Annotated in this window: 16 protein-coding genes; 10 read left to right on the top strand and 6 right to left on the bottom strand. The window is 51.2% G+C overall.

The window, feature by feature from the left end:
• Together phoQ and roxA are read left to right on the top strand one after the other, a co-directional pair.
• A partial coding sequence (gene phoQ, locus QZF50_RS17390; protein ID WP_290388932.1) for a two-component system sensor histidine kinase PhoQ occupies window positions 1-962 on the top strand: 962 nt, incomplete at its 5' end.
• A gap of 75 nt (window positions 963-1037) precedes the next feature.
• Window positions 1038-2159: a [50S ribosomal protein L16]-arginine 3-hydroxylase gene (gene roxA / locus QZF50_RS17385; RefSeq protein ID WP_001295435.1), complete on the top strand. Its 1122-nt coding sequence runs from the start codon at window positions 1038-1040 to the stop codon at window positions 2157-2159.
• 48 nt (window positions 2160-2207) lie between these two features.
• Here the strand turns inward: roxA and pepT are convergent, their stop codons facing one another.
• Entirely contained in the window at window positions 2208-3434 is a 1227-nt protein-coding gene (pepT, locus tag QZF50_RS17380) for a peptidase T (protein ID WP_000359457.1), read from the bottom strand.
• Between the two features lie 249 nt (window positions 3435-3683).
• Here pepT and potA point away from each other — a divergent pair, with 249 nt between their 5' ends.
• The 6 genes from potA to QZF50_RS17350 are packed head-to-tail and all read left to right on the top strand — an operon-like array spanning window position 3684 to window position 8799.
• Entirely contained in the window at window positions 3684-4820 is a 1137-nt protein-coding gene (gene potA, locus QZF50_RS17375) for a spermidine/putrescine ABC transporter ATP-binding protein PotA (protein ID WP_000531601.1), read from the top strand.
• Entirely contained in the window at window positions 4804-5661 is an 858-nt protein-coding gene (potB, locus tag QZF50_RS17370) for a spermidine/putrescine ABC transporter permease PotB (protein ID WP_000799401.1), read from the top strand. The genes potA and potB overlap by 17 nt, the downstream gene beginning before the upstream one ends.
• Window positions 5658-6452: a spermidine/putrescine ABC transporter permease PotC gene (potC, locus tag QZF50_RS17365; RefSeq protein WP_000580316.1), complete on the top strand. Its 795-nt coding sequence runs from the start codon at window positions 5658-5660 to the stop codon at window positions 6450-6452. The genes potB and potC overlap by 4 nt, the downstream gene beginning before the upstream one ends.
• The gene (gene potD / locus QZF50_RS17360; protein ID WP_000759309.1) at window positions 6449-7495 is read left to right on the top strand and encodes a spermidine/putrescine ABC transporter substrate-binding protein PotD; all 1047 of its coding nucleotides are present in this window, start codon (window positions 6449-6451) and stop codon (window positions 7493-7495) included. Before potC ends, potD begins: the two co-directional genes overlap by 4 nt.
• 57 nt (window positions 7496-7552) lie before the next feature.
• Complete coding sequence (locus tag QZF50_RS17355; protein WP_000076381.1) at window positions 7553-8014, top strand: DUF3592 domain-containing protein; 462 nt, start codon at window positions 7553-7555, stop codon at window positions 8012-8014.
• Entirely contained in the window at window positions 8011-8799 is a 789-nt protein-coding gene (locus QZF50_RS17350; protein ID WP_032274117.1) for a TPM domain-containing protein, read from the top strand. The genes QZF50_RS17355 and QZF50_RS17350 overlap by 4 nt, the downstream gene beginning before the upstream one ends.
• 138 nt (window positions 8800-8937) lie before the next feature.
• On the opposite strand, the gene cobB is transcribed toward QZF50_RS17350, so the two are convergent.
• Genes cobB through lolC form a run of 5 tightly spaced genes read right to left on the bottom strand, consistent with a single transcriptional unit; the run spans window position 8938 to window position 13852 of the window.
• A complete protein-coding gene (gene cobB, locus QZF50_RS17345; RefSeq protein ID WP_000952736.1) occupies window positions 8938-9759 on the bottom strand; it encodes a Sir2 family NAD+-dependent deacetylase in 822 nt (273 codons plus the stop codon).
• Window positions 9760-9774: 15 nt separating this feature from the next.
• Window positions 9775-10686: an N-acetylglucosamine kinase gene (gene nagK, locus QZF50_RS17340; protein ID WP_000291270.1), complete on the bottom strand. Its 912-nt coding sequence runs from the start codon at window positions 10684-10686 to the stop codon at window positions 9775-9777.
• 28 nt (window positions 10687-10714) lie between these two features.
• Entirely contained in the window at window positions 10715-11959 is a 1245-nt protein-coding gene (gene lolE / locus QZF50_RS17335) for a lipoprotein-releasing ABC transporter permease subunit LolE (protein WP_001251389.1), read from the bottom strand.
• Window positions 11959-12660, bottom strand: a complete 702-nt coding sequence (lolD, locus tag QZF50_RS17330; RefSeq protein WP_001033695.1) for a lipoprotein-releasing ABC transporter ATP-binding protein LolD — start codon at window positions 12658-12660, stop codon at window positions 11959-11961. Before lolD ends, lolE begins: the two co-directional genes overlap by 1 nt.
• The gene (lolC, locus tag QZF50_RS17325) at window positions 12653-13852 is read right to left on the bottom strand and encodes a lipoprotein-releasing ABC transporter permease subunit LolC (RefSeq protein ID WP_000284714.1); all 1200 of its coding nucleotides are present in this window, start codon (window positions 13850-13852) and stop codon (window positions 12653-12655) included. Before lolC ends, lolD begins: the two co-directional genes overlap by 8 nt.
• A 261-nt stretch (window positions 13853-14113) precedes the next feature.
• Between lolC and QZF50_RS17320 the strand changes: the two genes are divergently transcribed.
• Both QZF50_RS17320 and mfd read left to right on the top strand, forming a co-directional pair.
• The gene (locus tag QZF50_RS17320) at window positions 14114-15187 is read left to right on the top strand and encodes an acyltransferase family protein (protein ID WP_061892249.1); all 1074 of its coding nucleotides are present in this window, start codon (window positions 14114-14116) and stop codon (window positions 15185-15187) included.
• A gap of 127 nt (window positions 15188-15314) precedes the next feature.
• A partial coding sequence (gene mfd / locus QZF50_RS17315; RefSeq protein ID WP_290388931.1) for a transcription-repair coupling factor occupies window positions 15315-17544 on the top strand: 2230 nt, incomplete at its 3' end.

Here is a 17544-nt window from a genome sequence, read left to right as displayed (position 1 = left end):
CATCGCGGATGCCAAAATTAACCTTTGTGGTGGTGGATACCATTCCGGTGGAGCTAAAAAGTTCCTATATGGTCTGGAGCTGGTTTATCTATGTGCTCTCAGCCAATCTGCTGTTAGTGATCCCGCTGCTGTGGGTCGCCGCCTGGTGGAGTTTACGCCCCATCGAAGCCCTGGCAAAAGAAGTCCGCGAACTGGAAGAACATAACCGCGAATTGCTCAATCCAGCCACAACGCGAGAACTGACCAGTCTGGTACGAAACCTGAACCGATTGTTAAAAAGTGAACGCGAACGTTACGACAAATACCGTACGACGCTCACCGACCTGACCCATAGTCTGAAAACGCCACTGGCGGTGCTGCAAAGTACGCTGCGTTCTCTGCGTAGTGAAAAGATGAGCGTCAGTGATGCTGAGCCGGTAATGCTGGAGCAAATCAGCCGCATTTCACAGCAAATTGGCTACTACCTGCATCGTGCCAGTATGCGCGGCGGGACATTGCTCAGCCGCGAGCTGCATCCGGTCGCCCCACTGCTGGACAATCTCACCTCAGCGCTGAACAAAGTGTATCAACGCAAAGGGGTCAATATCTCTCTCGATATTTCGCCAGAGATCAGCTTTGTCGGTGAGCAGAACGATTTTGTCGAGGTGATGGGCAATGTGCTGGATAATGCCTGTAAATATTGCCTCGAGTTTGTCGAAATTTCTGCAAGGCAAACCGACGAGCATCTCTATATTGTGGTCGAGGATGATGGACCCGGTATTCCATTAAGCAAGCGAGAGGTCATTTTCGACCGTGGTCAACGGGTTGATACTTTACGCCCTGGGCAAGGTGTAGGGCTGGCGGTAGCCCGCGAAATCACCGAGCAATATGAGGGTAAAATCGTCGCCGGAGAGAGCATGCTGGGCGGTGCGCGGATGGAGGTGATTTTTGGTCGCCAGCATTCTGCGCCGAAAGATGAATAAATATGTCCATACTTCACGCATTACGTTAAGCATCCGTTATAATCGGTTGCAGATACCAGCCTGTGGATGCTTAACATGGAATACCAACTCACTCTTAACTGGCCCGATTTTCTTGAACGTCACTGGCAGAAACGCCCGGTGGTGTTAAAACGCGGCTTTAATAATTTTATTGACCCGATCTCTCCAGACGAGTTGGCGGGTCTGGCGATGGAAAGCGAAGTCGACAGTCGACTGGTCAGTCACCAGGATGGCAAATGGCAGGTCAGCCACGGTCCGTTCGAAAGCTACGATCATCTCGGTGAAACTAACTGGTCATTGTTAGTGCAAGCAGTAAATCACTGGCATGAGCCGACCGCCGCGCTGATGCGACCGTTCCGTGAACTACCGGACTGGCGTATTGATGATCTGATGATCTCTTTTTCTGTACCTGGCGGCGGCGTCGGCCCGCATCTCGATCAGTACGACGTGTTTATCATTCAGGGTACCGGACGCCGTCGCTGGCGAGTGGGCGAAAAGCTGCAAATGAAACAGCACTGCCCACACCCGGATCTGTTACAGGTCGATCCGTTCGAAGCCATCATCGATGAAGAGCTGGAGCCTGGCGATATTCTTTATATTCCGCCAGGATTCCCGCATGAAGGCTACGCGCTGGAAAATGCGATGAACTATTCCGTGGGTTTTCGCGCGCCAAATACGCGGGAATTAATTAGCGGATTTGCCGATTATGTGCTGCAACGTGAACTGGGCGGCAACTACTACAGCGATCCGGATGTTCCACCTCGCGCTCATCCTGCGGACGTTCTGCCGCAAGAAATGGATAAACTGCGTGAGATGATGCTCGAATTGATCAACCAGCCGGAACACTTTAAGCAATGGTTTGGCGAGTTTATATCCCAGTCACGTCATGAACTGGATATCGCGCCGCCGGAACCGCCTTATCAGCCAGATGAAATCTACGATGCGCTGAAACAAGGTGATGTGCTGGTGCGCCTGGGTGGTCTGCGAGTATTGCGCATTGGCGACGACGTGTATGCCAATGGTGAGAAGATCGATTCCCCGCACCGTCCGGCACTGGATGCACTCGCCAGCAACATTGCGCTGACCGCGGAGAATTTTGGCGATGCGCTGGAAGATCCGTCATTCCTCGCGATGCTCGCGGCGCTGGTCAATAGCGGATACTGGTTCTTCGAAGGGTAAGTTTGGGTTTAAGCCGGATGCGGCATCACATGCCGCATCCCTTTTCGCTTACTTCCGTTGCGCCGTTAACTCGGCAATACGGACGATCACCTGCACCGCTTTTTCCATACCTTCCAGAGTCACAAACTCATGCTTACCATGATAGTTGTAACCGCCAGTGAACAGGTTCGGGCACGGTAATCCCATAAACGACAACTGCGCGCCGTCGGTACCGCCGCGGATCGGTTTCAGTTCCGGTTCAATATCGCAGTCACGCATCGCCTGCTGGGCGATATCGAGAATATGCGGATGCTCAACCACTTTCTCGCGCATATTGTAGTAACTGTCTTCAATCACCAGTTCAATGTAGCAATCAGGATGTAACCCTTTGCCCACTTTTTTGGCGATCTCCATCATTTTACGTTTACGCGCTTCAAACTGTTTACGGTCGAAATCACGGATGATGTAGTGCATATCGGCTCGGTCAACGGTGCCTTTCATGCTCGCCAGGTGATAGAAACCTTCATAGCCTTCTGTCATTTCCGGGCTTTCATCCGCCGGAACTTCCGCATGAATACGTGCCGCCAGCGACAGCGCATTTACCATCACTCCTTTCGCCGTGCCCGGATGAACATTGTTACCGACAATTTTGATATTGACCGATGCGGCGTTGAAGTTTTCAAACTCCAGTTCGCCTACGCCACCACCGTCAACAGTGTAAGCCCAGCGGGCATCGAAGGCATCAACATCAAAATGTTTCGCCCCTTTGCCCACTTCTTCATCCGGGGTAAAGGCGACGCGAATATCACCATGCGGAATGTTTTTCTGTTGCAATACCGCCAGCGCGGTCATGATTTCTGCAATACCGGCTTTGTCATCGGCACCTAACAAGGTTTTACCATCGGTGGTAATCAACGTCTGACCCAGTAGCTGATGCAGCACCGGGAACATAACCGGTGATAAAACTTCATCGCCGATACCCAGCGCAATATCGCCACCGCGATAGCTTTCAACAATTTGCGGATTAACATTTTTGCCGCTGCAATCCGGTGAGGTATCCACATGAGAAATAAAGCCAATCGCCGGGATATCGCCAGGGACGTTAGCCGGTAACGTCGCCATCAAAGTGCCCTTCTCACTTAAGGTCACATTGATAAGCCCCATTTCTTCGAGCTGCTCTTTCAGCAGATGCAATAACTTCCATTGGCCTTCCGTGCTGGGAACCTGTCTCACCCCTGCTTTTGATTGGGTATCCAGAGACACGTAGTTCAAAAATCGCTCAAGTAGTTTATCCATGTAGTCACCCTCACTTTTTGTGACAACATTATTAAGAAGCAAGAAAAGACAAATATTGCGTCAGGTCACTTTTACCCCTGCAAGCGGGAATATTTATCAGCATTACCTTAATGAATATAAAGCTAAGCCAGTAATTCACAACAAAGATTGGCGATTCAAGCGGTTTGCCGTAGAATTACCGCCCTCATTAAGAGTCACCAAGGTGGTTAACCACAAACCCCGCATCGGTAAGCCATCCGTTGCGTTTACATGGGACAGAGTAAAAAATTGAATAAACAACCGAGTTCGCTTTCACCGCTGGTGCAATTGGCGGGAATTCGCAAATGCTTTGATGGTAAAGAGGTCATTCCCCAGCTGGATCTGACTATCAACAATGGCGAGTTCCTCACGCTGCTTGGCCCTTCTGGCTGCGGTAAAACAACCGTTCTTCGCCTGATTGCAGGTCTGGAAACTGTTGATTCCGGACGCATCATGCTGGATAACGAGGACATCACCCACGTTCCGGCGGAAAACCGCTATGTGAACACTGTTTTCCAAAGCTACGCACTTTTCCCCCACATGACCGTGTTCGAAAATGTGGCCTTTGGGTTGCGCATGCAAAAAACCCCCGCTGCTGAAATTACGCCCCGCGTGATGGAAGCCCTGCGGATGGTGCAACTGGAAACCTTCGCTCAACGTAAACCGCATCAGCTCTCTGGTGGTCAACAGCAACGCGTCGCCATTGCTCGCGCGGTGGTTAACAAGCCTCGTCTGTTGTTGCTGGATGAGTCGCTCTCAGCGCTGGATTACAAACTGCGTAAGCAAATGCAGAACGAGCTGAAAGCGTTACAGCGTAAGCTTGGTATTACCTTCGTCTTTGTCACTCACGATCAGGAAGAAGCGCTCACCATGTCAGACAGGATTGTGGTGATGCGCGAGGGTCGTATTGAGCAAGATGGTACACCGCGCGAAATTTACGAAGAGCCGAAAAACCTGTTTGTTGCCGGCTTCATTGGCGAAATCAATATGTTTAACGCCACTGTCATCGAACGTCTAGACGAGCAGCGCGTACGCGCCAACGTTGAAGGCCGCGAATGTAATATCTACGTTAACTTCGCCGTTGAACCGGGGCAAAAACTGCATGTTCTGCTGCGCCCGGAAGACTTACGTGTTGAAGAGATTAACGACGACAACCACGCTGAAGGGCTGATTGGTTACGTTCGTGAGCGTAACTACAAAGGCATGACGCTGGAGTCGGTTGTTGAACTGGAAAATGGCAAGATGGTGATGGTCAGCGAATTCTTCAATGAAGACGATCCTGACTTTGACCACTCTCTCGACCAAAAAATGGCCATTAATTGGGTAGAAAGCTGGGAGGTCGTACTGGCTGATGAAGAACACAAGTAAGTTCCAGAATGTAGTGATTGTCACTATTGTCGGTTGGCTTGTGTTGTTTGTCTTTCTGCCCAACCTGATGATCATTGGCACCAGCTTTTTGACCCGCGACGACGCCAGTTTCGTAAAAATGGTCTTTACGCTGGATAACTACACGCGTCTGCTCGATCCGCTCTATTTTGAAGTGCTATTGCACTCGCTGAATATGGCGCTGATCGCCACCCTCGCCTGCCTGGTGCTGGGCTACCCGTTTGCCTGGTTTCTGGCGAAGCTGCCACACAAGGTGCGTCCGCTGCTGCTGTTTCTGCTGATTGTTCCCTTCTGGACCAACTCATTGATTCGTATCTACGGGCTGAAAATTTTCCTCAGCACCAAAGGCTATCTCAACGAGTTTTTGCTCTGGCTGGGCGTTATCGACACACCAATCCGTATCATGTTCACGCCCAGTGCGGTGATTATCGGTCTGGTTTACATTCTGCTGCCGTTTATGGTGATGCCGCTGTACTCCAGTATCGAAAAACTGGATAAGCCGTTGCTTGAGGCGGCGCGCGATCTCGGTGCCAGCAAGTTACAGACTTTTATCCGTATCATTATTCCACTGACGATGCCGGGGATTATTGCCGGATGTCTGCTGGTGATGCTGCCAGCGATGGGCCTGTTCTATGTATCCGACCTGATGGGCGGTGCGAAAAACCTGCTGATCGGTAACGTCATCAAGGTACAGTTCCTCAATATTCGTGACTGGCCATTTGGTGCAGCCACCAGCATTACGCTGACTATCGTAATGGGCCTGATGTTGCTGGTTTACTGGCGCGCTTCTCGTCTGCTGAATAAAAAGGTGGAACTCGAATGATCGGTCGACTGCTTCGCGGCGGTTTTATGACCGCTATCTACGCGTACCTGTATATCCCAATCATTATTTTGATTGTGAACTCCTTTAACAGCTCGCGCTTTGGCATCAACTGGCAGGGTTTTACCACCAAATGGTATAGCCTGCTGATGAACAACGACAGCCTGTTACAGGCAGCGCAGCATTCACTAACAATGGCGGTGTTTTCGGCGACGTTTGCTACGCTTATCGGTTCACTGACGGCAGTTGCGCTGTACCGTTATCGCTTTCGCGGTAAGCCGTTCGTTAGCGGAATGCTGTTTGTGGTGATGATGTCGCCAGATATTGTGATGGCGATTTCTCTGCTGGTGCTGTTTATGCTGCTGGGTATTCAGCTTGGCTTCTGGTCGCTGCTGTTCTCGCATATCACCTTCTGCCTGCCGTTTGTGGTGGTGACGGTGTATTCGCGCCTGAAAGGTTTTGACGTGCGGATGCTGGAAGCGGCGAAAGATCTCGGTGCCAGTGAATTTACCATTCTGCGAAAAATCATTCTGCCACTGGCAATGCCTGCGGTGGCGGCGGGCTGGGTGTTAAGCTTTACCCTGTCGATGGACGATGTAGTAGTTTCTTCGTTCGTCACCGGACCAAGCTATGAAATTCTGCCGTTAAAAATTTATTCGATGGTCAAAGTCGGCGTATCGCCGGAAGTTAACGCGCTGGCAACCATATTACTGGTGCTGTCGCTGGTGATGGTAATTGCCAGCCAGCTTATTGCTCGTGATAAAACGAAAGGTAACACAGGGGACGTTAAATGAAAAAATGGTCACGCCACCTGCTCGCGGCGGGTGCTCTGGCACTGGGCATGAGCGCCGCTCACGCCGATGACAACAATACGCTGTATTTCTACAACTGGACCGAGTACGTGCCGCCAGGACTGCTTGAACAGTTCACCAAAGAAACCGGTATTAAGGTTATCTATTCGACTTACGAGTCGAACGAAACCATGTACGCCAAGTTGAAAACGTACAAAGACGGTGCCTACGACCTGGTGGTTCCTTCAACCTATTACGTCGATAAAATGCGTAAAGAAGGGATGATCCAGAAGATCGACAAGTCGAAGTTAAGCAATTTCAGCAACCTCGATCCAGACATGCTCAACAAGCCGTTTGACCCGAATAACGACTACTCCATTCCGTATATCTGGGGGGCGACGGCGATTGGCGTTAACGGTGATGCGGTAGATCCGAAATCCGTTACCAGCTGGGCCGATCTGTGGAAGCCTGAGTACAAAGGTAGCCTGCTGCTGACCGACGATGCCCGTGAAGTGTTCCAGATGGCGCTGCGCAAACTGGGCTACTCCGGTAACACTACCGATCCGAAAGAGATTGAAGCTGCATATAACGAGCTGAAAAAACTGATGCCAAACGTCGCAGCGTTTAACTCCGATAACCCGGCTAACCCGTACATGGAAGGCGAAGTTAACCTCGGCATGATCTGGAACGGCTCTGCTTTCGTTGCACGCCAGGCGGGTACGCCAATTGACGTGGTGTGGCCGAAAGAAGGCGGCATTTTCTGGATGGACAGCCTGGCGATCCCGGCAAATGCCAAAAACAAAGAAGGCGCGCTGAAATTGATCAACTTCCTGCTGCGCCCGGATGTGGCAAAACAGGTTGCCGAAACTATCGGTTATCCAACGCCAAACCTTGCGGCGCGTAAGCTGTTAAGCCCGGAAGTGGCGAACGATAAAACGCTCTACCCGGATGCTGAAACCATTAAAAATGGTGAATGGCAGAATGACGTTGGCGCAGCCAGCAGCATTTATGAAGAGTATTATCAGAAGCTGAAAGCAGGACGTTAATTCAGCAAACGGGCGGTGGTATTACCGCCCGTTTTTTAGTTAGCAAGGATGTGGCTAATGAGTCAGGACAGTAAAGTTTTATCCCGCGCTTTTCTCGGTATCGGTCTGATATTGCTCGTTATTTCTGCAATCATCTTTTATTACCATTTTACTTTTACCAAAAGCGCGGTTCATACAGAAGGAATCATTGTTGATGCCGTTTGGTACAACAATCACTCAAACGACGTCGATGATAATGGTTCCTGGTATCCAGTGGTTGCCTTTCGCCCTACGCCAGATTACACGCTAATTTTCAATTCGAATATCGGTAGTGATTTTTATGAAGATAGCGAAGGTGACAGAGTCAATGTCTATTATCCGCCAGGGCATCCAGAACAAGCCGAAATAAACAATCCCTGGGTTAATTTTTTTAAATGGGGCTTTGTTGGCATAGCAGGCATTATTTTCGGTAGTGTCGGTCTGATAATCACGCTCCCCTCCACCAAAAAATCTCGCAGGAAACGGAAGTCCCGCCCATGAAAAAATTCATTATACTGCTCAGTTTACTGATACTCCTGCCTCTGGTAGCAACCAGTAAACCATTGATTCCAATAATGAAGACACTTTTTACGGATGTTACCGGTACTGTACCGGATGCTGAAGAGATCGCACGTAAAGCCGAGCTTTTTCGCCAACAAACGGGAATTGCACCGTTTATTGTGATTTTACCCGACATTAATAATGAAGCCAGTCTCAGACAAAATGGTAAAGCGATGCTGGCGCATGCGTCATCTTCATTGAGTAATGTAAAAGGAAGTGTTCTGTTACTATTTACTACCTGCGAACCACGGTTAATTATGATCACCAACGGCCAGGTTGAAAGTGGTCTGGACGATAAACATCTCGGCCTTCTGATAGAAAATCACACGCTGGCTTATTTAAATGCAGATCTCTGGTATCAGGGAATCAATAATGCATTGGCTGTTCTACAAGCACAGATATTAAAACAACCGACGCCGCCACTGACGTATTATCCGCATCCAGGACAACAGCATGAAAATGCTCCCCCCGGCAGCACCAACACATTAGGTTTTATCGCCTGGGCTGCGACGTTTATCTTATTTTCCTGGATCTTTTGCTACACGACTCGTTTTATTTATGCGTTAAAATTTGCAGTGGCGATGACTATTGCCAATATGGGTTATCAGGCTTTATGTTTGTATATCGATAATAGCTTTGCGATTACCAGAATATCGCCACTCTGGGCAGGGCTAATTGGTGTCTGTACGTTTATTGCCGCATTGTTATTGACGAGTAAACGATAAAAGAGGCCGGAAAAGTGCGCGTGTATTATGCCGGATGGGGCGCGAACGCCTTATCCGGCCCACAAAACCCGCAAATTCAATTAATTGCGTCCCCTTGTAGGCCTGATAAGCGTAGCGCATCAGGCAATGCTTCCTGCTTTATAATCCCTTCAGCAACTTTTCAACAAACTCAGGCACCACCTGGCTTGCCGGGCCGTAATATTTCTCGGCAAATTCATTACCGACCTGACTTGGTTCGAGATTCAGTTCCACGGTGTGCGCGCCATGCAGTTTCGCTTCGTGAACAAACCCAGCCGCCGGATAAACATGCCCGGAAGTACCAATGGCAATGAAAATATCAGCCATCGACAACGCCATATAAATTTCATCCATGCCGAGTGGCATTTCGCCAAACCAAACGACGTGCGGGCGCAAGGGTGCCGGGAACTGGCAACAATGGCATTTATCTTCTGGCGTAACGTCTCCGGTCCAGTCGAGAACCTGACCACTTTGCGAACAACGAACTTTCAGCAATTCCCCATGCATATGAATGACATTGGTATTACCTGCGCGTTCATGCAGGTTGTCTATATTCTGCGTTACCAGCAAAAAGCGATCGCCGAGGGCGTCTTGCAGTTTAGCCAGCGCAAGATGCGCGGCGTTAGGCTGAATTTCTGGCTGCTGCAGCTGTCGACGACGGGCGTTATAAAACGCTTGCACCAGTTCAGGATCGCGATCGAAACCTTCCGGCGTTGCCACATCTTCAACCCGATGTTCTTCCCACAGGCCATCTGCGGCGCGAAAGGTACGAATACCTGATTCCGCAGAAATCCCTGCCCCTGTCAGTACGAGTACTCTTGGTTTTTCCATTGCTTCCGGCACCACTTTATCTCTGAAAAAAATACGCTGACGCAAACGCTCGCGCAGGCGGCGTTTATTTTTACGAAAACGACTTAACCGATGACCCCGACGCGACAGCATAGCAACCTCTGTTGTTTAATCGGTTAGATGTAGGAAGGCCGCACCACGCATTCCTCCCGCATCACCGTGGCGCGCGCGTTCAATGCGCGGAACACGAGCTACAGGTAAGAGATGACGAGGCAGCCTGTCCGCCAGTTGCGTTGTGATTGCCGGGAAATTCGATAAGCCACCACCAATGACGACCAGGTCAGGGTCAACAATGGTCAGGATATTTCCCAGACAAACCGCTAATAAATCCAGATAACGCTCAACGTGCGCCCTTGCCTGCTCATCGCCTTGATCATAAAGCGCAATAATTTCGGGAGCCTGCAACGGTTGATGATAATAGTGTTGATACAGCCACGCAAAACCGCGACCAGACAGATAATTTTCAATGCAGCCATGCTGACCACAGCCGCAGCGGCGTAACGGGAAATCCAACCCCATCATGGTTAACGCATCAACCGGCAGACGCATATGGCCAAACTCGCCGGTAATGTAGCTTTTACCGGTAATCGGTTTGCCGTTGAAAATCAGCCCGCCGCCAACGCCGGTGCCGAGAATCAACCCCATCACCAGTGGATATTGAGTAAATTCATCATCCCAGGCTTCTGAAAGGGCAAAACAGTTGGCATCGTTATCAAGGCGTACATCGCGATCAAGACGTGCGCTCAGGTCGGCACGCAGCGGTTTACCGCTGGCAGCGGGGACATTGGCGGCATACAGCGTACCATCTTCTGTTTCCGGCATTCCCGGAATACCGATGCCGACAGAACCTTTACAGCCAAAACGTTGGTCAGCTTCAGCTACCAGCTCACACACTGCATCTAAAAATGCGTCATAGCTGTCACGCGGTGTCGGCACCCGCTTTTCCCACTGCAACTGCCGACCGCTATCAAACACGCCAAGCGCAATTTTTGTTCCACCAATATCAAACCCGTAATACATTGCCGCTCCTTGTTTTAATGTACTGCCTTTACTGGCCGCTAAGGACTCGCGCAGGGTCAATATTACTGGCGCGCCGCGCCGGATACCAACTTGCCAAAAGACTCAGCAACAATGCTGTGACCAGTACGTAGAAGACGTCCAGCCAGTGCAATTCCGATGGCAGGAAATCAATAAAATAGATATCGCTGGAGAGGAACTGATGACCGATCAACTTTTCAATCCACTCAATAATCGGGGTAAGTTGCAGTGAAACCACCACACCGATAATCACCCCACACAGGCTGCCGAACAGCCCTGCCAGCAATCCATACCAGACAAAGATGGCGCGAATTAAACCATCTTTCGCCCCCAGCGTTCTTAATACTGCGATATCGCCACTCTTGTCTTTCACCGCCATCACTAAGGTGGAGACGATGTTGAAACAGGCCACGCCAATCACCAGTACCATCGCCAGATACATAATGGCGCGGATCATCTGGATATCGCGATACATATAGCCGTAAGTACCAATCCAACTTTTAATATAAACATAGCTGTTGGTCACTTCACCCGCATCGCGTACCAGCTTATTGGCGTTGAAAACATCCGTCATTTTAAGGGCAATACCTGACACGCTGGAACCCATATCAAGATATTGTTGGGCATCCGCCAGCGGGATCATGGCAAAACTGTGATCGAGTTGACCACTCAACTGCAAAATACCGGCAATGTGCAAACGCACACGTTTTGGCTGCATCAGTTTATGCTCGGGATTCGAGTTGGGGATCATGATCGACACCCAATCGCCCTGCTTCACTTTCAGCGCATCCGCCACGCCTTTGCCGATGATAATTTGCTGTTCGCCCGCTTTAAAATTGCGCCAGGCATCCCCCTGAACAAACGAGGGTAATGCGCTCAGACGCTGTTCCTGTTGCGGGTTAACGCCCTTCACCTGAATTGCGCGCAGATTGGCACCACTTTCTACCAGTCCGGTGAAATTGATATACGGCGCAGCAGCGGCAATACCCGGCACTTTTTGCACGTTATCCAGTGCTTCCTGCCAGTTAGTCCATGGCTGATTTACCGCCTCAATTTCACCATGCGGCACCACCGCCAGAATACGGTTATTCAGTTCGCGTTCAAAGCCGTTCATCGCGCTTAAGCCGACGATCAATACCGCCACGCCGAGGGCAATGCCAATGGTAGAAATAACGGAGATCAGCGACACCATGCCGCCGCGCCGCCGTCCGCGACTAAAACGCAGGCCAATCAATAACGATAAAGGCATCGCCATTACTCCGCCCCCATCAGGCTCAGTTCCGCCGTCAGACGTCCATCACGCATTTCCAATTGGCGGCTCATACGTTTCGCCAGTTGCAGGTCGTGAGTAACCACCAGGAAGGCGGTGCCCTGCAAGCGATTCAATTCCCCAAGCAACTGGAAGATGCTGTCGGCGTTACGCGCATCGAGGTTACCGGTAGGCTCATCCGCAAGTACCAGACGCGGATTATTGACCAGCGCACGGGCAATCGCCACACGCTGGCGTTCGCCGCCAGAAAGTTCAGATGGGCGGTGATTCGCACGATGCTCCAGCCCCACCGCTTTTAACATCTCCAGCGCACGGCTGTTGATTTCAGCGGGCTTTTTCTTGCCAATCAGCAGTGGCATAGCCACGTTTTCCAGGGCAGTAAAATCCGGCAGCAGGTGGTGAAACTGATAAATAAAGCCCAGCTTCTGGTTGCGCAGTTCTGCTTTCGCCGCCGAAGACAGTTTGCTCATCGGTTGACCGTTAAAGATCACATCGCCGGAGGTTGGTGTATCCAGCCCGCCCAGCAGGTGCAGCAAGGTACTTTTACCGGAACCAGAGCTACCGACGATCGCCATCATTTCACCTTCGCCCACGCTGAAACTGACATTGTGCAGTACATCGGTTTGCACACTGCCTTCCTGATAGCGTTTGCACAGGTTGTCGCATTGCAACAGGATCTTATTCATAACGTAAAGCCTCAGCGGGTTGTGTGGCGGCAGCGCGCCATGAAGGGTAAAGCGTAGACAGCAGCGCGATAGCCATCGCCACCAGCGCAATAACAATGACCTGTAAAGGTTCGATAGCCACCGGCAGCGCCGCGCCATCAAGCAGGACGCCGATTATCGGCATCAGATTATTTAACTGGCTGGCAAGCAGTGCGCCAAGCGCCGCACCGAGGATCGCACCGATAATCCCGGCGCTGGCCCCTTGCACCATAAAGACCATCATGATTTGTCGCGGAGTTAAGCCTTGCGTTTGCAGGATCGCGACTTCGCCCTGCTTCTCCATTACCATCAGCCCTAGTGAGGTAATAATGTTAAACGCCGCAACGGCGACAATCAGGCTCAGCAGCAAGCCCATCATATTTTTTTCCATGCGTACGGCCTGGAACAGCTCGCCTTTACGGTCACGCCAGTCCTGCCATTTGCTGCCTTCAGGCAGTTTTTGCTGACTTAAAGAGTCAACTTTCAGCGGCTCATCCAGCCACAAACGCCAGCCGGTAATATTGCCTGCCGGATAACGCATCAGACGCGAGGCATCCTCAATATTCACCAGCATTTCATAGCCATCGACTTCACTGTTGGCGGCGAAAGTGCCAATCACATTGAACAGGCGCTGGCTTGGAATACGCCCCATCGGCGTGAACTGGCTGGCAGATGGTACCATCACGCGGATTTGATCACCGCGATTAACGCCTAGCTGTGAGGCAAGTTGTTCGCCGAGGATGACATTATATTTCCCCGGCTCGAGGTCAGTTTGTTTCACATTGACCAGATACGGTGTAAGTGGATCTTTTTGCGCCGGGTCGATACCGAGCATCACCCCGACCGCCACGCTGCGCGCGCTTTGCAGTACCACATCACCGGTAGTAATAGGTGCGACGCGATTAACGCCGTCCAGTTTGACTGCCGTTTCCGGGAGTTGCTGCGGGTTAAGAGAGCCATGCTCAGAAGAGAGAATTGCCTGTGGCATCAGGCCAAGGATGTTGTTTTGCAGCTCGCGCTCAAAGCCGTTCATCACTGACAATACTGTGACCAGCGCCATCACCCCGAGGGTAATGCCGATGGTAGAAAGCCAGGAGACGAAACGACCGAAGCGATCCGCTGCACGCCCACGCATGTAACGCAGGCCAATAAATAGAGCGACAGGTTGGTACATGAAATCCGTCTGGTTGCTGTAGCAAAGACACGAGTATATAAGCGAAAGCAAGATGGGTAAACGTCTGAACTGTAAGTGATCGTCAGGGCTAATCTGAAAAGCCCCCGTAAATCAATCGGCTAAATTGCCATGTTTTATCATCAATCTTGCCGCCTGATCTTAATCTGAAAAATCATCCAATACAGACAGATACCCATTACACCTCGGGTCATAACCCGCAGGATCAACCGCATGTAAATTAAAAAAGAGCGTGTTGTCCTGATGAAACAAAAAGAGCTATGGATTAACCAGATCAAAGGGTTATGTATTTGTCTGGTGGTGATTTATCACTCGGTCATTACCTTTTATCCGCATCTGACCACTTTTCAGCATCCGTTATCGGAAGTCCTGAGCAAATGCTGGATCTATTTCAATCTTTACCTTGCCCCCTTTCGTATGCCGGTTTTTTTCTTTATATCCGGCTATTTGATTCGCCGCTATATCGACAGCGTACCGTGGGGAAATTGTCTCGATAAACGGATCTGGAACATCTTCTGGGTGCTGGCGCTTTGGGGCGTGGTGCAGTGGCTGGCGTTAAGTGCGCTGAACCAGTGGCTGGCACCTGAGCGCGATTTAAGCAATGCCTCCAATGCCGCTTATGCCGATTCCACCGGTGAGTTCCTGCACGGGATGATCACCGCCAGCACCAGCTTGTGGTATCTGTATGCGTTAATTGTCTATTTCGTGGTATGTAAAATTTTTAGCCGTCTGGCGCTGCCACTATTCGCCTTGTTTGTACTGCTGAGTGTGGCGGTTAATTTCGTTCCCACGCCGTGGTGGGGAATGAACAGTGTGATCCGCAATTTGCTTTATTACAGCCTTGGCGCATGGTTTGGCGCAACAATAATGACCTGTGTTAAAGAGGTGCCGTTGCGCCGCCATCTGCTGATGGCTTCTTTGCTTACCGTTCTGGCGGTCGGTGCCTGGTTGTTTACTATCTCGCTGCTGTTGTCGCTGGTATCGATTGTGGTGATCATGAAGCTGTTTTATCAATACAAGCAACGATTCGGTATGCGCTCCACCAGCCTGCTGAATGTGATTGGCTCCAACACCATTGCTATCTACACCACCCATCGCATTCTGGTTGAAATATTCAGCTTAACTCTGCTTGCGCAAATGAACGCAGCACGCTGGTCGCCGCAAGTCGAACTGACACTCCTGCTGGTTTATCCCTTTGTCAGTTTGTTCATCTGTACTGTTGCGGGCTTGCTGGTAAGAAAACTTTCACAGCGTGCATTCAGCGATCTGTTGTTCTCCCCGCCTTCACTGCCCGCTGCCGTCAGTTACTCTCGTTAAACCATCGCCCCAGCCGGGGCGATTCAATTTGCTAAACCATGTCGATTACGGATAATGAACAGCATTGCTTATCAGAGATATGCCCCCATATGTTGAGGCATATCCTAACGAGAATCTGACAACCGTTATGCCTGAACAATATCGTTATACGCTGCCCGTCAAAGCGGGTGAGCAGCGTCTGCTGGGCGAGTTAACCGGCGCAGCCTGTGCAACGCTGGTAGCGGAAATTGCCGAACGTCACGCCGGTCCGGTGGTACTCATTGCACCAGATATGCAAAATGCTCTGCGTTTGCATGATGAAATCAGCCAGTTCACCGATCAGATGGTGATGAATCTGGCGGACTGGGAAACTCTTCCCTACGACAGTTTTTCGCCTCATCAGGACATTATCTCCTCGCGCCTTTCCACCCTTTACCAGCTACCGACGATGCAGCGTGGCGTACTGATTGTTCCGGTGAATACGCTTATGCAGCGCGTTTGCCCACACAGTTTTCTCCACGGTCATGCGCTGGTGATGAAAAAAGGTCAGCGCCTGTCACGAGATGCATTACGAACCCAACTGGACAGCGCCGGTTATCGCCATGTTGACCAGGTGATGGAGCACGGCGAATACGCCACGCGCGGCGCGTTGCTGGATCTCTTCCCGATGGGGAGTGAGCTGCCTTATCGTCTTGATTTCTTTGATGATGAAATCGACAGCCTGCGGGTGTTTGACGTCGACAGCCAGCGCACGCTGGAGGAAGTAGAAGCGATCAATCTGCTGCCCGCGCACGAATTTCCGACCGATAAAGCGGCAATTGAACTGTTCCGCAGCCAGTGGCGCGATACCTTCGAAGTGAAGCGCGATCCGGAACATATTTACCAGCAAGTGAGTAAAGGCACATTACCTGCCGGGATCGAGTACTGGCAGCCATTGTTCTTCAGCGAACCACTGCCGCCGCTGTTCAGTTATTTCCCTGCCAATACCTTGCTGGTGAATACTGGCGATCTGGAAACCAGTGCCGAACGTTTCCAGGCTGACACGCTGGCGCGTTTTGAGAATCGCGGCGTCGATCCGATGCGCCCGCTGTTGCCACCACAATCGCTCTGGCTGCGGGTGGACGAGCTCTTCTCAGAGCTGAAAAACTGGCCCCGGGTGCAGCTAAAAACTGAACATTTACCGACAAAAGCCGCGAATGCCAATTTAGGTTTCCAGAAACTGCCAGACCTGGCCGTTCAGGCACAACAAAAAGCGCCGCTGGATGCGCTGCGTAAGTTCCTCGAGACTTTCGACGGTCCGGTGGTGTTCTCGGTAGAAAGTGAAGGTCGCCGTGAAGCGCTGGGTGAACTGCTCGCACGAATTAAAATTGCTCCGCAACGCATTATGCGTCTTGATGAAGCCAGCGACCGTGGGCGTTGTCTGATGATTGGCGCTGCCGAACATGGTTTTGTCGATAAGGTGCGTAATCTGGCGCTGATCTGCGAAAGCGATCTGCTCGGTGAACGTGTTGCCCGCCGTCGTCAGGATTCTCGCCGCACCATCAACCCCGATACACTGATCCGTAACCTTGCGGAGCTGCATATTGGTCAGCCGGTGGTCCATCTGGAGCACGGTGTCGGGCGCTATGCCGGAATGACCACGCTCGAAGCGGGCGGCATTACTGGCGAGTATTTGATGCTCACCTATGCCAACGACGCCAAACTGTATGTTCCGGTGTCGTCACTGCATCTGATTAGCCGTTACGCAGGTGGCGCGGAAGAAAACGCCCCGCTGCATAAACTTGGCGGCGATGCGTGGTCACGCGCGCGGCAGAAAGCGGCGGAAAAAGTGCGTGATGTGGCGGCGGAATTGCTGGATATCTACGCGCAACGCGCCGCCAAAGAGGGCTTCGCGTTTAAACACGATCGTGAGCAGTATCAGTTGTTCTGCGACAGCTTCCCGTTTGAAACCACGCCGGATCAGGCGCAGGCCATTAATGCGGTACTTAGCGACATGTGTCAGCCGCTGGCAATGGATCGTCTGGTGTGCGGCGATGTTGGCTTTGGTAAAACAGAAGTGGCGATGCGCGCCGCTTTCCTGGCAGTAGATAACCACAAGCAGGTGGCGGTGTTGGTGCCTACCACCCTTCTCGCGCAGCAGCATTACGACAACTTCCGCGACCGTTTCGCCAACTGGCCGGTACGTATCGAAATGATCTCCCGTTTCCGCAGCGCCAAAGAGCAGACGCAAATCCTTGCGGAAGTGGCGGAAGGGAAAATCGATATTCTGATCGGTACGCACAAACTGCTGCAAAGTGACGTCAAGTTTAAAGATTTAGGCCTGCTGATTGTCGATGAAGAACACCGCTTCGGGGTGCGTCATAAAGAGCGTATTAAAG

It is taken from the genome of uncultured Escherichia sp. (assembly GCF_948475835.1).
Classification (GTDB): Bacteria; Pseudomonadota; Gammaproteobacteria; order Enterobacterales; family Enterobacteriaceae; genus ECMA0423.
The sequence above is the reverse complement of the archived record's forward strand: the minus strand, read 5'-3'. Positions and strand labels throughout refer to the sequence as shown.

Coding starts and splice junctions, on each gene's coding strand:
- QZF50_RS17350 (WP_032274117.1), top strand. CDS start 8,011: ATGAAAAAATTCATTATACTGCTCAGTTTACTGATACTCCTGCCTCTG.
- potB (WP_000799401.1), top strand. CDS start 4,804: ATGAAGAACACAAGTAAGTTCCAGAATGTAGTGATTGTCACTATTGTC.
- cobB (WP_000952736.1), bottom strand. CDS start 9,759: ATGCTGTCGCGTCGGGGTCATCGGTTAAGTCGTTTTCGTAAAAATAAA.
- potC (WP_000580316.1), top strand. CDS start 5,658: ATGATCGGTCGACTGCTTCGCGGCGGTTTTATGACCGCTATCTACGCG.
- pepT (WP_000359457.1), bottom strand. CDS start 3,434: ATGGATAAACTACTTGAGCGATTTTTGAACTACGTGTCTCTGGATACC.
- lolD (WP_001033695.1), bottom strand. CDS start 12,660: ATGAATAAGATCCTGTTGCAATGCGACAACCTGTGCAAACGCTATCAG.
- QZF50_RS17320 (WP_061892249.1), top strand. CDS start 14,114: ATGAAACAAAAAGAGCTATGGATTAACCAGATCAAAGGGTTATGTATT.
- potA (WP_000531601.1), top strand. CDS start 3,684: ATGGGACAGAGTAAAAAATTGAATAAACAACCGAGTTCGCTTTCACCG.
- nagK (WP_000291270.1), bottom strand. CDS start 10,686: ATGTATTACGGGTTTGATATTGGTGGAACAAAAATTGCGCTTGGCGTG.
- roxA (WP_001295435.1), top strand. CDS start 1,038: ATGGAATACCAACTCACTCTTAACTGGCCCGATTTTCTTGAACGTCAC.
- lolC (WP_000284714.1), bottom strand. CDS start 13,852: ATGTACCAACCTGTCGCTCTATTTATTGGCCTGCGTTACATGCGTGGG.
- lolE (WP_001251389.1), bottom strand. CDS start 11,959: ATGGCGATGCCTTTATCGTTATTGATTGGCCTGCGTTTTAGTCGCGGA.
- QZF50_RS17355 (WP_000076381.1), top strand. CDS start 7,553: ATGAGTCAGGACAGTAAAGTTTTATCCCGCGCTTTTCTCGGTATCGGT.
- potD (WP_000759309.1), top strand. CDS start 6,449: ATGAAAAAATGGTCACGCCACCTGCTCGCGGCGGGTGCTCTGGCACTG.